The organism is Pseudooceanicola antarcticus (assembly GCF_900215355.1).
Taxonomy (GTDB): Bacteria; Pseudomonadota; Alphaproteobacteria; order Rhodobacterales; family Rhodobacteraceae; genus Pseudooceanicola; species Pseudooceanicola antarcticus.
Window position 1 is genome coordinate 107,573 of the sequence record NZ_OBEA01000003.1, and the last position, 16,753, is coordinate 124,325.

Annotated in this window: 12 protein-coding genes and 1 tRNA gene; all 13 read left to right on the top strand. The window is 63.2% G+C overall.

The features are described from left to right. Positions 1-21 precede the first annotated feature (21 nt). The 13 genes from CRO50_RS08395 to rpoC all read left to right on the top strand — a co-directional run bounded on the left by CRO50_RS08395 (position 22) and on the right by rpoC (position 16,688). Positions 22-1,080 (top strand): GSCFA domain-containing protein, encoded by a 1,059-nt coding sequence (locus tag CRO50_RS08395; RefSeq protein ID WP_097145461.1) that lies wholly within the window; start codon positions 22-24, stop codon positions 1,078-1,080. Next, complete coding sequence (locus CRO50_RS08400) at positions 1,064-1,816, top strand: hypothetical protein (protein ID WP_097145462.1); 753 nt, start codon at positions 1,064-1,066, stop codon at positions 1,814-1,816. The genes CRO50_RS08395 and CRO50_RS08400 overlap by 17 nt, the downstream gene beginning before the upstream one ends. Before the next feature lie 208 nt (positions 1,817-2,024). Beyond that, a tRNA-Trp gene (locus CRO50_RS08405) sits at positions 2,025-2,100 on the top strand. A 153-nt stretch (positions 2,101-2,253) separates the two neighbouring features. After that, a complete protein-coding gene (gene secE, locus CRO50_RS08410) occupies positions 2,254-2,445 on the top strand; it encodes a preprotein translocase subunit SecE (RefSeq protein WP_097145463.1) in 192 nt (63 codons plus the stop codon). 216 nt (positions 2,446-2,661) lie between these two features. After that, entirely contained in the window at positions 2,662-3,195 is a 534-nt protein-coding gene (gene nusG, locus CRO50_RS08415) for a transcription termination/antitermination protein NusG (protein ID WP_097145464.1), read from the top strand. Positions 3,196-3,397: 202 nt separating this feature from the next. Then, complete coding sequence (rplK, locus tag CRO50_RS08420; RefSeq protein WP_097145465.1) at positions 3,398-3,823, top strand: 50S ribosomal protein L11; 426 nt, start codon at positions 3,398-3,400, stop codon at positions 3,821-3,823. 1 nt (position 3,824) lies between these two features. After that, positions 3,825-4,523 carry a 50S ribosomal protein L1 gene (gene rplA / locus CRO50_RS08425; protein WP_097145466.1) on the top strand — a complete coding sequence of 233 codons (699 nt, stop codon included), beginning with the start codon at positions 3,825-3,827 and terminating at the stop codon, positions 4,521-4,523. Positions 4,524-4,835: 312 nt separating this feature from the next. Then, positions 4,836-5,552, top strand: a complete 717-nt coding sequence (locus CRO50_RS08430; RefSeq protein ID WP_143516881.1) for a hypothetical protein — start codon at positions 4,836-4,838, stop codon at positions 5,550-5,552. A 4-nt stretch (positions 5,553-5,556) separates the two neighbouring features. Then, a complete protein-coding gene (locus CRO50_RS08435) occupies positions 5,557-5,901 on the top strand; it encodes a hypothetical protein (RefSeq protein WP_143516882.1) in 345 nt (114 codons plus the stop codon). Positions 5,902-6,493: 592 nt separating this feature from the next. Then, complete coding sequence (gene rplJ / locus CRO50_RS08440; RefSeq protein ID WP_097145469.1) at positions 6,494-7,009, top strand: 50S ribosomal protein L10; 516 nt, start codon at positions 6,494-6,496, stop codon at positions 7,007-7,009. Positions 7,010-7,081: 72 nt separating this feature from the next. Next, positions 7,082-7,462 (top strand): 50S ribosomal protein L7/L12, encoded by a 381-nt coding sequence (rplL, locus tag CRO50_RS08445; RefSeq protein WP_097145470.1) that lies wholly within the window; start codon positions 7,082-7,084, stop codon positions 7,460-7,462. Positions 7,463-8,242: 780 nt separating this feature from the next. After that, on the top strand, positions 8,243-12,379 hold the full coding sequence (rpoB, locus tag CRO50_RS08450) for a DNA-directed RNA polymerase subunit beta (RefSeq protein ID WP_097145471.1): 4,137 nt from the start codon (positions 8,243-8,245) through the stop codon (positions 12,377-12,379). 79 nt (positions 12,380-12,458) lie between these two features. Beyond that, complete coding sequence (rpoC, locus tag CRO50_RS08455) at positions 12,459-16,688, top strand: DNA-directed RNA polymerase subunit beta' (RefSeq protein ID WP_097145472.1); 4,230 nt, start codon at positions 12,459-12,461, stop codon at positions 16,686-16,688. The last annotated feature ends 65 nt before the right edge of the window (positions 16,689-16,753 follow it).

The window sequence follows — 16,753 nt, forward strand, 5'->3', positions numbered from 1 at the left end:
CCCTCTTGCAAAGGTCCTTCGATGTCGCATCCCTACCAGTCCCTGCCCGCGCGGGCCTATTGGAAGACCGGCGTGGCCGAGGTGAACCCCCTGCAGATCTCGGGGCTCTGGCAGCCGAAGCTGAAGGTGAGCCCCGGTCAGCCGATCATCACCGCGGGGTCGTGTTTCGCCCAGCATATCGGCCGGGCGCTGGCAGCGCGGGGCTTTGACTGGTTCGACGCCGAACCCGCCCCGGCCTGGCTCTTCGACGAGGCGGAGACCTTCAACTACGGCATCTTCTCTTTCCGCACCGGCAATATCTACACCGCACGCGCCCTGCTGCAGTGGTTGCGCATGGCCTATGGCGAGATGGAGCCGCCCGAGGAGTGGTGGCACCGCAAGGGACGGGTCTACGATCCCCTGCGCCCCGCCATCGAACCCAGGGGCTTCGAGAGCGTCGAAGAGGCCCGCGCCTCGCGCGCGGCGACCCTGGTGGCGATCCGCCGCGCGGTCGAGACGGCACGGCTCTTCGTCTTCACCCTCGGCCTGACCGAGAGCTGGGCCAATGCCGAGACGGGCCTGGAATATGCGCTCTGCCCCGGCACCCTGGCGGGGGACTTCGACCCCGCCCTGCATGTCTTCCGCAATCACCGCCACGCGGCGATCCTTGCGGACATGGAGGCGGTGCTGGCCCTGCTGGCCGCCCGGAACCCCGGACTGGAGGTCCTGCTGACGGTCAGCCCGGTGCCGCTCACTGCCACGGCCAGCGGAGAGCATGTGCTTACCGCCACCAGTCGCTCCAAGGCGACCCTGCGCGCGGTGGCCGGCGAGCTGGTCGAGGACCACCCCCAGGTCGACTACTTCCCCAGCTACGAGATCATCACCCATCCGGTCTTCCGGGGCATGTTCTACGCGCCGAACCAGCGCTCGGTTGTGCCCGAGGGGGTCGAGGTGGTGATGCGCAACTTCTTCGCCGACCAGGAGGCCGCCTTTGGTCCGCCGAAATTCCCCAAGGCCCGGAAGGGGCAGGGGGCGCGGGTGCGCCCTGCTGCGGGGGATGTGAAATGCGAAGAGGAGATGCTCAATGCTTTCGCCCGCTGAACAGCCCGCGCCCTCGCCTCTCCCCTCGCTCTGCATTTTCGGGGACAGCCATATCGCCTCGGTCAAGCTGGCGCTGGATGCGGGGCTTCTGCCCTATCTCACCGACCACCTAGAGTTCTGGGGCGCCTATGGCCCGGCCTTCCGGCAGTTTGAATACCAGGATCAGGCGGTCCACCCCCGCAAGGAGGCGGAAGAGATGGTGGCGCGGATCAACGGCAACGGCCGCCTGTCGCTGCGCTGCGATGACTTCGCCGCCTATCTCTTCTATGGTGCCAGGCTGCGCAGCGCCGAGTTCCTGCCGCCCATGCTGTCGACCCTGCGGCAGGGCGGGCACCTCTCGGCAGCGGTACGGCAGCGGGTGACGCGGCGTTTCCTGGAGGGTCGCAAGAGCTACCGGATCGCGCAGCAGTTCGTCCGCGCCAATCCCGCCGCCCGCGTCACTTTCGCCCCGGCACCGCTGCTGACCCTGGGGGTGGGCCAGCCCGAGAAGACCTGGCCCGAGGCGGAAGGGGCCACGCCCGAGGAACGGGCAGAGATTCGCTCCTGGCTGGACATGGAAGCAGAGCGCGATGGAATCACCCTGCTGCACCAGCCCGACGAGACCATCGTCGAGGGCTATTGGACCGACCCCCGCTATGCCGCGACTGGCCCGGAAAGCGCCGATGACCCGGTCCACAAGAGCCCCGAGTTTGCCGCCCTCATGCTGACCCGCTACCGCGAGATGCAGGCAGGCTAGGTGCGGTGTCGGTCTTGCCCTGCCTGGTGCAGCCCTTGCCAGGCTCATCTCTTGCGACAGGGCGGCAGGGCGCTGCCGGCCCCCTGCCTGCGACGCATGAAGGCCCGTACCTGCGGGCGAAAATCCGGATGGGCCGGGAATTTCCCGGCTGCCGTCAGATCGCCTCTTGATCCCCCTCGCGCCCTGCATTAGACGACAGCGACGGACTAGGGGTATAGCTCAGCTGGTAGAGCGACGGTCTCCAAAACCGTAGGTCGCGGGTTCGAACCCTGCTGCCCCTGCCAAGTCCGAACCTCCCATCAGATACGTTCCATCGCGCCGTCGTGCGCTGCGCGCCTTTGCACCTTGAACAGCGGGCCGCTTTTCCGTATCTGCACCGGATGACGTCCGGGGCCGTGCTGGTCCGGGACATGAAGTTTCGACGCTGAGGAGCCCCAATGGCCAATCCGCTGCAATTTATCCAGCAGACCCGTGCCGAGGTCGGCAAGGTCGCATGGCCCACGCGCCGCGAAGTGCTGCTGACCACGGTCATGGTCTTCGTCATGGCTGCGATCACCGCGGTCTTCTTCGCCCTGGTGGATGTGCTGATCCGCACCGGCCTGACCGGCCTTCTGGGCTTCTTCGGCTGAGCATCCTGCAGGGCTGCGGGGGCGGAACGCCCCGGCAGGCTTGCGCTTTTCGGCGTCACGCTGTAACCCACGACCCGTTCCCAGGTCTGGCGCGCGGCGATTCGAGTCTCGCGCCGATTTTCTATTCGGAAGGGCCTTTTGCCGGATGACCGGTGCGGCCCAGGGAAAGTGAATGTATTTCGGCCCTTGGGCCGGCGATGGAAGGGTCGTTGCGACATGGCAAAGCGGTGGTACTCGGTCTCGGTCCTCTCGAACTTCGAGAAGAAGATCGCCGAGCAGATCCGGCAGAGCGTCGAGGAAAAGGGGCTTGAGGACCAGATCGACGAAGTCCTCGTCCCGACCGAAGAGGTGATCGAGGTACGTCGCGGCAAGAAGGTCTCGACCGAGCGCCGCTTCATGCCCGGCTATGTGCTGGTTCACATGGAGATGTCCGACGAGGGCTATCACCTGGTCAACTCGATCAACCGCGTCACCGGCTTCCTGGGCCCGCAAGGGCGCCCGATGCCGATGCGCGACGCCGAGGTGAACCAGATCCTGAACCGTGTCCAGGAAGGCGAAGACGCCCCGCGGACCCTGATCTCCTTCGAGATCGGCGAGAAGGTGAAGGTCAACGACGGTCCGTTTGAGGATTTCGACGGCATGATCGAAGAGGTCGACGAGGACAATCAGCGCCTCAAGGTCTCGGTTTCGATCTTTGGCCGGGAAACCCCGGTCGAGCTGGAATTCACCCAGGTCACCAAGCAAGGCTGACCTGAGTGGCGGCGGGGTGACCCGCCGAGGCGGGATGAACTCCCGCCCTACGGGGCTCCGGTCCCGTTCATACGTGGGAGGCGAGGCGGACGCGTCCGTCGGACCTGACCACGCGCAACCGTTCCCGAAGGCGCGCCCGAGGGAACAGGCGCAGGGCGGGGTGATCCCCGTCGCAACTGCGCGATGAACAAGGAGAAGGCCAATGGCCAAGAAACTCGTCGGCAGCCTGAAGCTGCAGGTGCCTGCCGGTCAGGCAAACCCGTCCCCGCCCGTCGGCCCCGCACTGGGTCAGCGCGGCATCAACATCATGGAATTCTGCAAGGCGTTCAACGCCAAGACGCAGGACATGGAACCCGGTGCGCCGTGCCCGACCGTGATCACCTACTATCAGGACAAGTCCTTCACCATGGACATCAAGACGCCCCCCGCGTCTTACTACCTGAAGAAGGCCGCCAAGCTGAAATCCGGCTCGCAGACCCCCGGCAAGGCCGTGGCTGGTCACGTGACCGTCGCCCAGGTGAAAGAGATCGCCGAAGCGAAGATGAAGGATCTGAACGCCAACGACATCGAAGGCGCAATGCAGATCATCTTGGGCTCCGCCCGCTCCATGGGCATCGAGGTGAAGTAAGATGGCAAAGTTCGGTAAACGTACCCGCGCCGCTCGCGAAGCCTTCGCCGGCAAAGAGAACCTCTCCGTCGAGGAAGCCGTTGCCCTGATCAAGGCCAACAGCAACACCAAGTTCGACGAGACCGTCGAGATCGCCATGAACCTGGGCGTTGACCCGCGTCATGCCGACCAGATGGTCCGTGGCGTCGTCGGCCTGCCGAACGGCACCGGCAAGGAGGTCCGCGTGGCCGTCTTCGCCCGTGGCCCGAAGGCCGAGGAAGCTCAGGCAGCCGGTGCCGACATCGTCGGCGCAGAAGACCTGATGGAAACCATCCAGGGCGGCACGATCGAATTCGATCGCTGCATCGCCACTCCGGACATGATGCCGATCGTCGGCCGTCTGGGCAAGATCCTGGGCCCGCGCAACCTGATGCCGAACCCCAAGGTCGGCACCGTGACCATGGACGTGAAAGCGGCCGTGGAAGCAGCCAAGGGCGGCGAAGTGCAGTTCAAGGCCGAGAAGGCCGGTGTCGTGCACGCTGGCGTCGGCAAGGTTTCCTTCGACGAAGCCAAGCTGGTCGAGAACATCCGTGCCTTCGTGGACGCGGTTTCCAAGGCCAAGCCGACCGGTGCCAAGGGCGCCTACATGAAGAAGGTCTCGCTGAGCTCTTCCATGGGCCCGGGCGTCTCCGTCTCCGTCGAGAGCGCAACCGGCAACTGATTCACCGGATCAGAATACAATCAGAGGGGCGGGTCGGAAACGATCCGCCCCTTTTGTATGCAAGTGCAGAAAAAATATTGCTGCAGTCCGGCACAACTTTGCCGAAAGTCCCCGAATCCGATGCGGATCTGACATAGTTCCTACGCGCGGTGATCGTCATTTAAGAAACGTGTTGAACGTTCTGTTGCCCCGAGATTCAATGGCGGCGAAGATCCCGGACGCGAAGTTTCGGAAGGATTCATTTGAAGGACGCATGGACCAATGTGGAACATTTTGAACAAGGTCGGTGTTGCTGCGGTAGCGAGCGCGGCAATGCTGGGACTCTCCTCTACGGCGACCCTCGCTAAGGACAGCGCCAACGTTACTATGTTTGGTGCCGATGCAGCATTCCTGCTGCCCAAGGGCAACATGTACTTCGCCGGTACACTGACTGATCCGCGTGGCGGCATTGCTGGCGCCGACATGGATGGCTCGCTCGCATTTGGTGCCGGTTTCGGCAACCCGATCGACGCGGTCGGCGTTCAGGTCGACGTCAACATCACCGGCACCGATCCGCTGGGCGATTCCGGTGGCCTGGGCCTCAAGCTGGGCCGCGCTCTGGTGCTGCAGCCCAACCACGTGATCTTCGGCTCGGTCGCAGCCTCGAACCTGGCCCCCTGGGGCGATGCCGCCGCCGGCGACACGCGCTGGAACGTCACCGTGTCCGGCATGACCCAGATCGACGGCCCGACCCTGATCCACCCGGTGATGTGGACCGTCGGCTACGGCTCTGACGCCGTGCTCGTGACCCCCGGCAGCTCGACCACCGAGGAAGGCTTCTTCGCCGGTGTCGGCATCGGCGTCACCAAGTACCTGGGCGTCGCAGTTTCGGGCACCGAGAACCAGCTGAACGCGGGTATCGGTCTGAAGGTGCCGGGTGTTGAAGGGCTGAACGTCAGCTTCGGCGTCAACGACATCACCGACAACATGGAGCGGAAGCAGAAGATCCTTTCTGTGAGCTACAGCATCAACAATGTCTTCGGAGGCTGATGACATGACCAATCGTGTATTGAAGGGCCTTGCAGTCTCGGCTCTGCTCGCTTTGAGCGCACTGCCCGCTTCGGCTGGTGGCAAAGTCACCGTGACCGGGACGACTGATCCGGGGACCACTTCCGGATCGACCGCCGTGACGGTTACGACTGTCACGTCGACCGGCACTCAGCTCGGCTCTGCCGTTGTGAGTGTCTCCCCGGGCACGACCACCACGACCACGATCGGCGGCAAGTCGGTTACGGTTGCCGTCTCCGCTACTGGCGCAGTGACGGTGAACGGGCAGCCCCTCGTGGTGAACGGGCTGCCGAACATTGGCCTGCTTGTCAGCATCACCTACGGCGGATGATCAGGGCGCCCGTCCTCGGCTAGCCGAAGAGCGGGCGACCTCAACCGCGGAGCATAGACGTGAAGACGCCGGGCCATTGGCCCGGCGTCTTTCATTGGGGGCGGTGCCAGTTCCGCCCGTCGGGCTGGCCCGGCGATATCTCCGGGGCACCCCGCGCGTGCGGATTTGCTCTTGCTCATCTGACTGACATCCCCATTTCGTGAGAGGGTTCGGCTGTGGTCCTGACCGCGACGCCTTGGCTATGTATCGCTGGGCGGAGGTCCGGTCGGGGGCCGAAGGGCGGATGCGCGGGCAGGGTTGCTTGCCGGGGGCATTTTATCTCTTCACATCTCTGCGCAAAGGCCCTAGAAGCCCGCTCTGTCAGGGTAACCGGGATTCGGCTGCCCCGACGATTCGTCCGAGACGGTGGGTGAAGGGGATAGGCCTTTCATAATTCCTGCCTGAGACGGGAAAGAACCAGATTTCTTCGGGCCCGCTCGCATGCGGCTCCCCGGGGCGACCTTGGACGGACCCGTTACGGACCCGCTTGCCGGGACGTTTGTACCGGCAGAACTGAGCCGGAGGGTCACACCTCCCTGATTGGAGTGAAACTGTGGATAGAGCCCAGAAAGAGAAAGTGGTCGAGGAACTCGGCCAGATCTTCGAAAGCTCTGGCGTTGTGGTGGTTGCCCACTACACCGGTCTCACGGTTGCTGAGATGCAGTCGCTGCGCGCAAAGGCTCGTGAAGCCGATGCCAGCGTCCGCGTCGCCAAGAACAGGCTCGCCAAGATCGCCCTGGAAGGCAAGCCCTGCGAAAGCATGGCCGAATTCCTGTCGGGCATGACCGTTCTGACCTATTCCGAGGACCCTGTCGCAGCTGCGAAGGTCGCGGAAGATTTCGCCAAAGAGAACAAGAAGTTCGAAATTCTCGGCGGCGCAATGGGTGAGAACGCTCTGGACCGTGCCGGTGTCGAAGCCGTGTCGAAAATGCCGTCCCGCGAGGAGCTCATCGCTTCCATCGTCGGCTGCATTGGCGCACCCGCTTCCAACATCGCCGGTGCCATTGGCGCGCCTGCTTCCAATATCGCCTCCATCCTGTCCACGATCGAGGACAAGGCTGCGGCGTAAGCAACAGAGAGCCCGGCGTAGGGAATATCTCCCGCACGTTGGAACACATCTAGAGATACGGAAAGAAGTCAAATGGCTGATCTGAAGAAACTGGCAGAAGAGATCGTGGGTCTGACCCTGCTCGAAGCACAAGAACTGAAAACCATCCTGAAGGATGAGTACGGCATCGAGCCCGCCGCTGGCGGCGCTGTGATGATGGCTGGCCCCGCAGGCGGCGACGCCGGCGCAGCTGAAGAAGAAAAGACCGAGTTCGACGTCATCCTGAAGTCGGCAGGCGCCTCCAAGATCAACGTGATCAAGGAAGTCCGCGGCATCACCGGCCTGGGCCTGAAAGAAGCCAAGGAGCTGGTCGAAGCTGGCGGCAAGGCTGTCAAGGAAGGCGTGTCCAAGGACGAAGCCGAAGAGATCAAGGGCAAGCTGGAAGCAGCTGGCGCCGAGGTCGAAGTCAAGTAATCCAGGCTTTCGCCAGGATTATGGAAAGGGCGTCCTTCGGGGCGCCCTTTTCCGTCTCGCGGGCTGCCCGTGACAGGGCAGGGCGGCTTCACTCAGGTGTGATGTGAGGGATTTGGTAATCCCTGTCGCATAATCCTGCTGTGCGATCCGGCCCGAACGGGGTAGGCTGGACTGAGGCAACCGGTGCTGCGCGCCTGGCCTCTTGCCGGCGGGTGACGTTCTTTGCGCCCCGGTAATCTACGCTTTCTCCCTGACAGCCCATTGCGCTTGGGCGCGTGTTGTCCTATCTGCGAAGTTCAGCTGGACCCGTGCGATTCGGGCCGGCCGCTTGTGCATTGTCAGTGAGGTTCCGCGCAGATCCACTTCATCGTCTCCCCCCAGATCGTCGGATGAACTCACGCAGGCACCAAACCTGCCCTGATTTCCAGGACTTGGGTCGAGACCTTACCGGATTTGCCTGTGCCCGCTGTTCGACGGCCCCGCCGCGTGAGGGGCTTTGACATAGGTCCGTCCCGCAGGGGCGACCCAGGAGGCCGCTCCCGGCGGCTTTTGAATACCAGGCTGGATGAAGGCAAGTCCGCATCCGGCCAAAACTGTCTAGGGGACCCTTCTTGGAAAGGGCTTGGTTGCAAGTCCTTCCCAAGGCGAGGTTCACGGATCGGGAGGCTACCATTGGGCCGGTAGCCGGGCATTGATCCGAACCCCCTGTTTCGAAAGGGCGCAGTGCCGGAGCCCCGACGGCGCTCGTTCCCGCTTGAGAAACGAAAGGTGACGTCCGTCATGGCTCAGACCTATCTTGGTCAGAAACGTCTTCGCAAATACTACGGCAAGATTCGCGAAGTCCTTGAAATGCCGAACCTTATCGAGGTTCAGAAAAGCTCTTACGAACTCTTCCTGAAGTCTGGCGACCAGCTTGACCCGATGGATGGCGAAGGCATCAAGGGTGTCTTCCAGTCGGTCTTCCCGATCAAGGATTTCAACGAGACCGCGGTTCTGGAGTTCGTCAAGTACGAGCTGGAGAAGCCCAAGTACGACGTTGAAGAATGCATGCAGCGCGACATGACCTACAGCGCGCCGCTGAAGGTTACCCTGCGCCTGATCGTCTTTGATATCGACGAGGATACCGGGGCCAAGTCGGTCAAGGACATCAAGGAACAGGACGTCTTCATGGGCGACATGCCCCTGATGACCCCGAACGGTACGTTCATCGTGAACGGCACCGAGCGCGTGATCGTGTCCCAGATGCACCGCTCGCCCGGCGTGTTCTTCGACCACGACAAGGGCAAGACCCATTCCTCGGGCAAGCTTCTCTTCGCCTGCCGGATCATCCCCTACCGCGGCTCCTGGCTGGACTTCGAGTTCGACGCCAAGGACATCGTGTTCGCCCGCATCGACCGTCGCCGCAAGCTGCCCGTCACCACGCTCCTCTACGCCCTGGGTCTCGACCAGGAAGCGATCATGGACGCCTATTACAACACGGTGGATTACACCTACCGTCGCGGCCAGGGCTGGGTGACCAAGTTCTTCCCCGAGCGCGTGCGTGGCACCCGCCCGACCTACGACCTGGTCGACGCCGATTCCGGCGAAGTGATCGCCGAGGCCGGCAAGAAGATCACCCCGCGCGCCGTCAAGAAGCTGATTGACGAGGGCTCCGTCACCAGCCTGCTGGTGCCGCACGACCGTATCGTCGGCAAGTTCGTCGCCCGTGACATGATCAACGAGGACAACGGCGCCATCTACGTGGAAGCCGGTGACGAGCTGACCGTGGAATACGACAAGGAAGGCGAGATCATCGGCGGTACGCTGAAGGATCTGCTGGACGCAGGCTTCACCGAGATCCCCGTGCTGGACATCGACAACATCAATGTCGGTCCCTACATGCGCAACACCATGGCGGCGGACAAGAACATGAACCGCGAGAGCGCGCTCATGGACATCTACCGCGTGATGCGTCCCGGCGAGCCGCCGACCGTCGAAGCGGCTTCGTCGCTCTTCGACACCCTGTTCTTCGACAGCGAGCGCTACGACCTCTCGGCCGTTGGTCGCGTGAAGATGAACATGCGTCTGGCGCTCGAAAAGCCCGACACCCAGCGGACCCTCGACCGCGAGGACATCGTCCAGTGCATCAAGGCCCTGGTCGAGCTGCGTGACGGCAAGGGCGAGATCGACGACATCGACCACCTGGGCAACCGTCGCGTCCGTTCCGTCGGCGAGCTGATGGAAAACCAGTACCGCGTCGGCCTGCTGCGCATGGAGCGCGCCATCAAGGAGCGCATGTCCAGCGTCGAGATCGACACGGTGATGCCGCAGGACCTGATCAACGCCAAGCCGGCGGCGGCTGCCGTCCGCGAATTCTTCGGCTCTTCGCAGCTGTCGCAGTTCATGGACCAGACCAACCCGCTGTCGGAAGTGACGCACAAGCGTCGTCTGTCGGCGCTTGGACCGGGCGGCCTGACCCGCGAACGCGCAGGCTTCGAAGTGCGCGACGTTCACGCCACGCACTACGGCCGGATGTGCCCGATTGAAACGCCGGAAGGCCCGAACATCGGCCTGATCAACTCGCTGGCGACCTTCGCCCGCGTGAACAAGTACGGCTTCATCGAGACCCCCTACCGCACCGTCAAGGACAAGCAGGTGACCGACGAGGTCCACTACATGTCCGCAACGGAAGAGCAGCGTCACGTTGTGGCCCAGGCCAACGCCTCGCTCGACGAAGAGGGCCGTTTCACCAACGAGATGGTCAACACCCGTCAGGCTGGTGAATACACGCTGACCCCGACCGAAGCCGTCGACCTGATCGACGTTTCGCCGAAGCAGCTGGTCTCTGTCGGTGCCTCGCTCATTCCCTACCTGGAAAACGACGATGCTAACCGCGCCCTGATGGGTGCGAACATGCAGCGTCAGGCGGTTCCGCTGCTGCGCGCCGAGGCGCCGGTTGTCGGTACGGGTATCGAAGGCAAGGTCGCCATCGACTCCGGTGCGGCGATCCAGGCCAAGCGGGCCGGTATCATCGACCAGGTCGATGCACAGCGTATCGTGATTCGCGCCACCGAGGATCTCGAGCTGGGCGATGCCGGCGTCGACATCTACCGGATGCGCAAGTTCCAGCGCTCGAACCAGAACACCGCCATCAACCAGCGTCCGCTGGTGAAGGTGGGTGACAAGGTGACCAAGGGCGAAGTGATCGCCGACGGCCCGTCCACCGACATGGGTGAACTGGCGCTCGGCAAGAACATCGTCGTCGCCTTCATGCCCTGGAATGGCTACAACTACGAAGACTCCATCCTGATCTCCGAGCGTATCGCACGTGACGACGTCTTCACCTCGATCCACATCGAGGAATTCGAAGTCGCCGCCCGTGACACCAAGCTCGGGCCGGAAGAGATCACCCGCGACATCCCCAACGTCGGCGAGGAAGCCCTGCGCAACCTCGACGAGGCGGGCATCGTCTACATCGGTGCCGATGTGGAGCCGGGCGACATCCTGGTCGGCAAGATCACTCCGAAGGGCGAGAGCCCGATGACGCCGGAAGAAAAGCTTCTGCGCGCCATCTTCGGCGAGAAGGCTTCCGACGTGCGCGATACCTCGCTGCGGGTGAAGCCGGGCGATTACGGTACGGTTGTAGAGGTTCGCGTCTTCAACCGTCACGGCGTCGAGAAGGACGAACGTGCGCTGCAGATCGAGCGTGAGGAAGTCGAACGCCTGTCGCGTGACCGCGACGACGAGCTGGCGATCCTCGACCGCAACATCTACGCGCGTCTCAAGGACATGATCCTCGGCAAGACCGCGGTGAAGGGTCCGAAGGGCGTCAAGGCCGGCTCCGAGATCACCGAGGACCTGCTGTCGCAGCTCTCGCGTGGTCAGTGGTGGCAGCTGGCGCTGGAAGACGACAAGGAAGCCCAGATCGTCGAGGCCCTGAACGAGCAGTACGAGGTGCAGAAGCGCGCCCTGGACGCCCGTTTCGAGGACAAGGTCGAGAAGGTGCGCCGTGGCGACGACCTGCCGCCGGGTGTGATGAAGATGGTCAAGGTCTTCATCGCCGTGAAGCGCAAGCTTCAGCCGGGCGACAAGATGGCCGGCCGTCACGGCAACAAGGGTGTCGTCTCGCGCGTGGTGCCGATGGAAGACATGCCGTTCCTGGCAGACGGTACCCCCGTCGACTTCTGTCTGAACCCGCTGGGTGTGCCTTCGCGTATGAACGTCGGTCAGATCCTCGAAACCCACACCGGCTGGGCGCAGCGCGCGCTTGGTCTTAAGGTGGACGAGGCCCTGCAGGACTACCGCCGCAGCGGTGACCTGACCCCGGTGCGTGACGCGATGCGCCTGGCCTATGGCGATGATGTCTACGAAGAAGGCATTGCCGGCATGGAAGAGGACCAGCTGCTGGAAGCGGCAGGCAATGTCACTGGCGGTGTGCCGGTTGCAACGCCGGTCTTCGACGGTGCCAAGGAAGCCGACATCAACGACGCGCTCAGCCGCGCGGGCTTCGACGAGAGCGGCCAGTCCGTGCTCTTCGACGGCCGCACGGGCGAGCAGTTCTCGCGCAAGGTCACCGTGGGCTTCAAGTACCTGCTGAAGCTGCACCACCTGGTCGACGACAAGATCCACGCCCGTTCCACCGGCCCGTACTCGCTGGTCACCCAGCAGCCGCTTGGTGGTAAGGCGCAGTTCGGCGGTCAGCGCTTCGGTGAGATGGAGGTCTGGGCCCTGGAAGCCTATGGCGCCGCCTACACCCTGCAGGAGATGCTGACGGTGAAGTCGGATGACGTTGCCGGCCGGACCAAGGTCTACGAGAGCATCGTCAAGGGCGAGGACAACTTCGAGGCCGGCGTGCCCGAGAGCTTCAACGTTCTCGTGAAGGAAGTCCGCGGCCTCGGCCTGAACATGGAACTCCTGGATGCGGAGGACGAGGAATAACAGGGCTCAGCGCCTTCGTTAGGGCGGGGACCCTCCCCGCCCACGCCTCTCCTACTGCTCCCTCTATGAGGAAAGACAAATGAACCAGGAACTGACCAACAATCCGTTCAACCCGCTGACCCCGCCGAAGGCATTCGACGAGATCAAGGTGTCGCTGGCGTCTCCCGAACGGATCCTGTCGTGGTCCTACGGCGAGATCAAAAAGCCGGAAACCATCAACTACCGGACCTACAAGCCCGAGCGCGACGGCCTGTTCTGTGCCCGTATCTTCGGGCCGATCAAGGACTACGAGTGCCTCTGCGGCAAGTACAAGCGGATGAAGTATCGCGGCGTCGTCTGCGAGAAATGCGGCGTGGAAGTCACGCTGCAGAAGGTCCGCCGCGAGCGCATGGGCCACATCGAGCTGGCCGCTCCGGTCGCGCATATCTGGTTCCTCAAGTCGCTGCCCTCGCGCATCGGCCTGATGCTGGACATGACCCTGCGTGATCTGGAACGCGTGCTCTACTTCGAGAACTACGTCGTGATCGAACCCGGTCTGACGGATCTGACCTATGGCCAGATGCTGACCGAAGAAGAGTACATGGACGCCCAGGATACCTACGGCATGGACGCCTTCACGGCGAACATCGGTGCCGAGGCCATCCGCGACATGCTGAGCCAGATCGACCTGGAATCGGAAGCCGAGCAGCTGCGTGCCGACCTGGCCGAAGCCACCGGCGAACTGAAGCCCAAGAAGATCATCAAGCGTCTGAAGGTCGTCGAGTCCTTCCTCGAGTCGGGCAACCGTCCCGAGTGGATGATCATGACCGTGATCCCGGTCATTCCGCCGGAACTGCGTCCGCTGGTGCCGCTGGACGGTGGCCGCTTCGCGACCTCCGACCTGAACGACCTGTACCGCCGCGTGATCAACCGGAACAACCGTCTGAAGCGTCTGATCGACCTGCGTGCGCCCGATATCATCGTGCGTAACGAAAAGCGTATGCTGCAGGAATCCGTCGATGCGCTCTTCGACAACGGCCGTCGCGGCCGCGTCATCACCGGCGCCAACAAGCGTCCGCTGAAGTCGCTGTCCGACATGCTGAAGGGCAAGCACGGTCGCTTCCGTCAGAACCTTCTGGGTAAGCGCGTCGACTTCTCCGGCCGTTCGGTCATCGTGACCGGCCCGGAACTGAAGCTGCACCAGTGTGGTCTTCCCAAGAAGATGGCGCTCGAGCTCTTCAAGCCCTTCATCTACTCGCGCCTGGAGGCCAAGGGCCTGTCCAGCACCGTGAAGCAGGCGAAGAAGCTGGTCGAGAAAGAGCGCCCCGAGGTTTGGGATATCCTCGACGAGGTCATCCGCGAGCACCCGGTTCTGCTGAACCGCGCGCCCACGCTGCACCGTCTGGGCATCCAGGCCTTCGAACCCACGCTGATCGAAGGCAAGGCGATCCAGCTGCACCCGCTCGTCTGCTCGGCGTTCAACGCCGACTTCGACGGTGACCAGATGGCCGTCCACGTGCCGCTCTCGCTGGAAGCCCAGCTGGAAGCGCGCGTGCTGATGATGTCGACCAACAACGTGCTGTCGCCCGCCAACGGCGCGCCGATCATCGTTCCCTCGCAGGATATGATCCTTGGCCTCTACTACACCTCGATTGCCCGCGAAGGCATGAAGGGTGAGGGCATGGTCTTCTCCTCGATCGACGAAGTTCAGTACGCGCTGGACACCGGTGAAGTGCACCTGCACGCCAAGATCACCGCGCGGATCATGCAGATCGACGAAGAAGGCAACGAGGTCTACAAGCGCTACGAGACCACCCCCGGTCGCGTGCGTCTTGGCGCCCTGCTGCCGATGAACGCCAAGGCACCGTTCGAGCTGGTCAACCAGCTGCTGCGGAAGAAGGACGTTCAGCGCGTCATCGACACCGTCTACCGCTATTGCGGTCAGAAGGAGTCGGTCATCTTCTGTGACCAGATCATGTCGATGGGCTTCAAGGAGGCCTTCCGCGCCGGTATCTCCTTCGGCAAGGCCGACATGGTGATCCCCGACAACAAGTGGGAGATCGTCGACGAGACCCGCGAGCAGGTGAAGGACTTTGAACAGCAGTACATGGACGGCCTGATCACTCAGGGCGAAAAGTACAACAAGGTCGTTGATGCCTGGTCGAAGTGTAACGACAAGGTCACCGAAGCCATGATGACCACCATCTCCTCCGTTCCGCGGACGGCTGATGGTGCCGAGGGCGAGATCAACTCGGTCTACATGATGGCCCACTCCGGTGCCCGTGGCTCGGTCACGCAGATGAAACAGCTGGGCGGGATGCGCGGCCTGATGGCGAAGCCGAACGGCGACATCATCGAGACCCCGATCATCTCGAACTTCAAGGAAGGCCTGACCGTGCTCGAGTACTTCAACTCGACCCACGGTGCCCGTAAGGGTCTGTCGGATACCGCTCTGAAGACGGCGAACTCGGGTTACCTGACCCGTCGTCTGGTGGACGTGGCCCAGGACTGCATCGTGCGTGAGCCCGATTGCGGCACCGAGCGCGCGATCACCGTGGGCAACGCGGTCAACGACGGCGAGATCGTCGCCACCATCGGCGAGCGTATCCTGGGTCGTGTCGCGGCCGACGACGTGCTGCGTCCCGGCACCGACGAGATCCTCGTCAAGCAGGGCCAGCTCATCGACGAGCGCATGGCGGACACCATCGAAGAGGCCAGCGTGCCCCAGATGCGCATCCGCTCGCCGCTGACCTGTGAAGCCGAAGACGGTGTCTGTGCCGCCTGCTACGGCCGTGACCTTGCGCGCGGTACCCAGGTGAACATCGGCGAAGCTGTCGGCATCATCGCTGCCCAGTCGATCGGTGAACCCGGCACCCAGCTGACCATGCGGACCTTCCACATCGGCGGCGTTGCCCAGGGTGGCCAGCAGTCCTTCCTGGAAGCCTCCACCGATGGCGTGATCGAATTCGAGCACACGCAGGTTCTGGACAACGCCAATGGCGAGACCCTCGTCATGGGCCGGAACATGAAGCTGCGCATCATGGATGAGCACGGTGAGGAACGCTCCAGCCACAAGCTGGGCTACGGCACCAAGCTCTTCGTCAAGGAAGGCCAGAAGGTTGCCCGCGGCGACAAGCTGTTCGAATGGGATCCCTACACCCTGCCGATCATCGCAGAGAAGGCCGGTAAGGCACGCCTGACCGACCTGATCACCGGTATCTCCGTGCGTGACGAGACCGATGATGCGACCGGCATGACCCAGAAGATCGTTTCCGACTGGCGCACCGCGCCGAAGGGCAACGAGCTGAAGCCCGAGATCTTCGTGATCGGCGAGGATGGCGAACCGGTCCGCAACGATGCGGGCAACCCGGTCAGCTACCCGATGTCGGTGGACGCGATCCTCTCGGTCGAAGAGGGCCAGGAGATCAAGGCCGGTGACGTTGTCGCCCGTATCCCGCGCGAAGGTGCGAAGACGAAGGACATTACCGGTGGTCTGCCGCGTGTGGCCGAACTCTTCGAGGCGCGTCGTCCGAAGGACCACGCCATCATCGCCGAGATCGACGGTTACGTCCGCTTCGGTCGCGACTACAAGAACAAGCGCCGCATCTCGATCGAGCCCGCGGATGAAAGCCTGGAGCCCGTGGAATACATGGTGCCCAAGGGCAAGCACATCCCGGTCACCGAGGGCGACTTCGTTCAGAAGGGCGACTACATCATGGACGGCAACCCGGCGCCGCATGACATCCTTGCCATCATGGGTGTCGAAGCGCTGGCGAACTACATGATCGACGAAGTGCAGGACGTCTACCGACTGCAGGGCGTGAAGATCAACGACAAGCATGTCGAAGTGATCGTTCGCCAGATGCTGCAGAAGTGGGAGATCCTCGACAGCGGCCAGACCACGCTGCTGAAGGGCGAGCACGTCGACAAGGTCGAGTTCGACGAAGCCAATGCCAAGGCGGAAGAGAAGGGCCTGCGCCCGGCGTCCGGCCAGCCGATCCTGCTCGGGATCACCAAGGCCTCGCTGCAGACCCGCTCCTTCATCTCGGCGGCCTCCTTCCAGGAGACCACCCGCGTGCTTACCGAGGCTTCGGTCCAGGGCAAGCGCGACAAGCTGGTCGGCCTGAAGGAGAACGTCATCGTGGGTCGTCTGATCCCGGCCGGTACCGGTGGGGCAACCCAGCGTGTCAGCCGGATCGCCAACGACCGCGACAACGTGGTGCTGGATGCCCGCCGCGAAGAGGCCGAACAGGCCGCGCGCCTGGCAGCCCCGGTGGCCGAGGCCGAGGTCGACTCCGACCTGGTCGAGACCCCGGAAAGCGATCTCTGATCAAGCACGGCCACGGCCATTGCCTGACGAAAATTGCGAAGGCCCCCCTTGCGGGGGCCTTTTGC

Excerpts from the sequence above, each read along its gene's own strand:
- CRO50_RS08395 (WP_097145461.1), top strand. The coding sequence starts at position 22 with ATGTCGCATCCCTACCAGTCCCTGCCCGCGCGGGCCTATTGGAAGACC.
- rpoB (WP_097145471.1), top strand. The coding sequence starts at position 8,243 with ATGGCTCAGACCTATCTTGGTCAGAAACGTCTTCGCAAATACTACGGC.
- CRO50_RS08430 (WP_143516881.1), top strand. The coding sequence starts at position 4,836 with ATGCTGGGACTCTCCTCTACGGCGACCCTCGCTAAGGACAGCGCCAAC.
- rpoC (WP_097145472.1), top strand. The coding sequence starts at position 12,459 with ATGAACCAGGAACTGACCAACAATCCGTTCAACCCGCTGACCCCGCCG.
- CRO50_RS08400 (WP_097145462.1), top strand. The coding sequence starts at position 1,064 with ATGCTTTCGCCCGCTGAACAGCCCGCGCCCTCGCCTCTCCCCTCGCTC.
- rplK (WP_097145465.1), top strand. The coding sequence starts at position 3,398 with ATGGCCAAGAAACTCGTCGGCAGCCTGAAGCTGCAGGTGCCTGCCGGT.
- rplA (WP_097145466.1), top strand. The coding sequence starts at position 3,825 with ATGGCAAAGTTCGGTAAACGTACCCGCGCCGCTCGCGAAGCCTTCGCC.
- CRO50_RS08435 (WP_143516882.1), top strand. The coding sequence starts at position 5,557 with ATGACCAATCGTGTATTGAAGGGCCTTGCAGTCTCGGCTCTGCTCGCT.
- rplL (WP_097145470.1), top strand. The coding sequence starts at position 7,082 with ATGGCTGATCTGAAGAAACTGGCAGAAGAGATCGTGGGTCTGACCCTG.
- nusG (WP_097145464.1), top strand. The coding sequence starts at position 2,662 with ATGGCAAAGCGGTGGTACTCGGTCTCGGTCCTCTCGAACTTCGAGAAG.
- secE (WP_097145463.1), top strand. The coding sequence starts at position 2,254 with ATGGCCAATCCGCTGCAATTTATCCAGCAGACCCGTGCCGAGGTCGGC.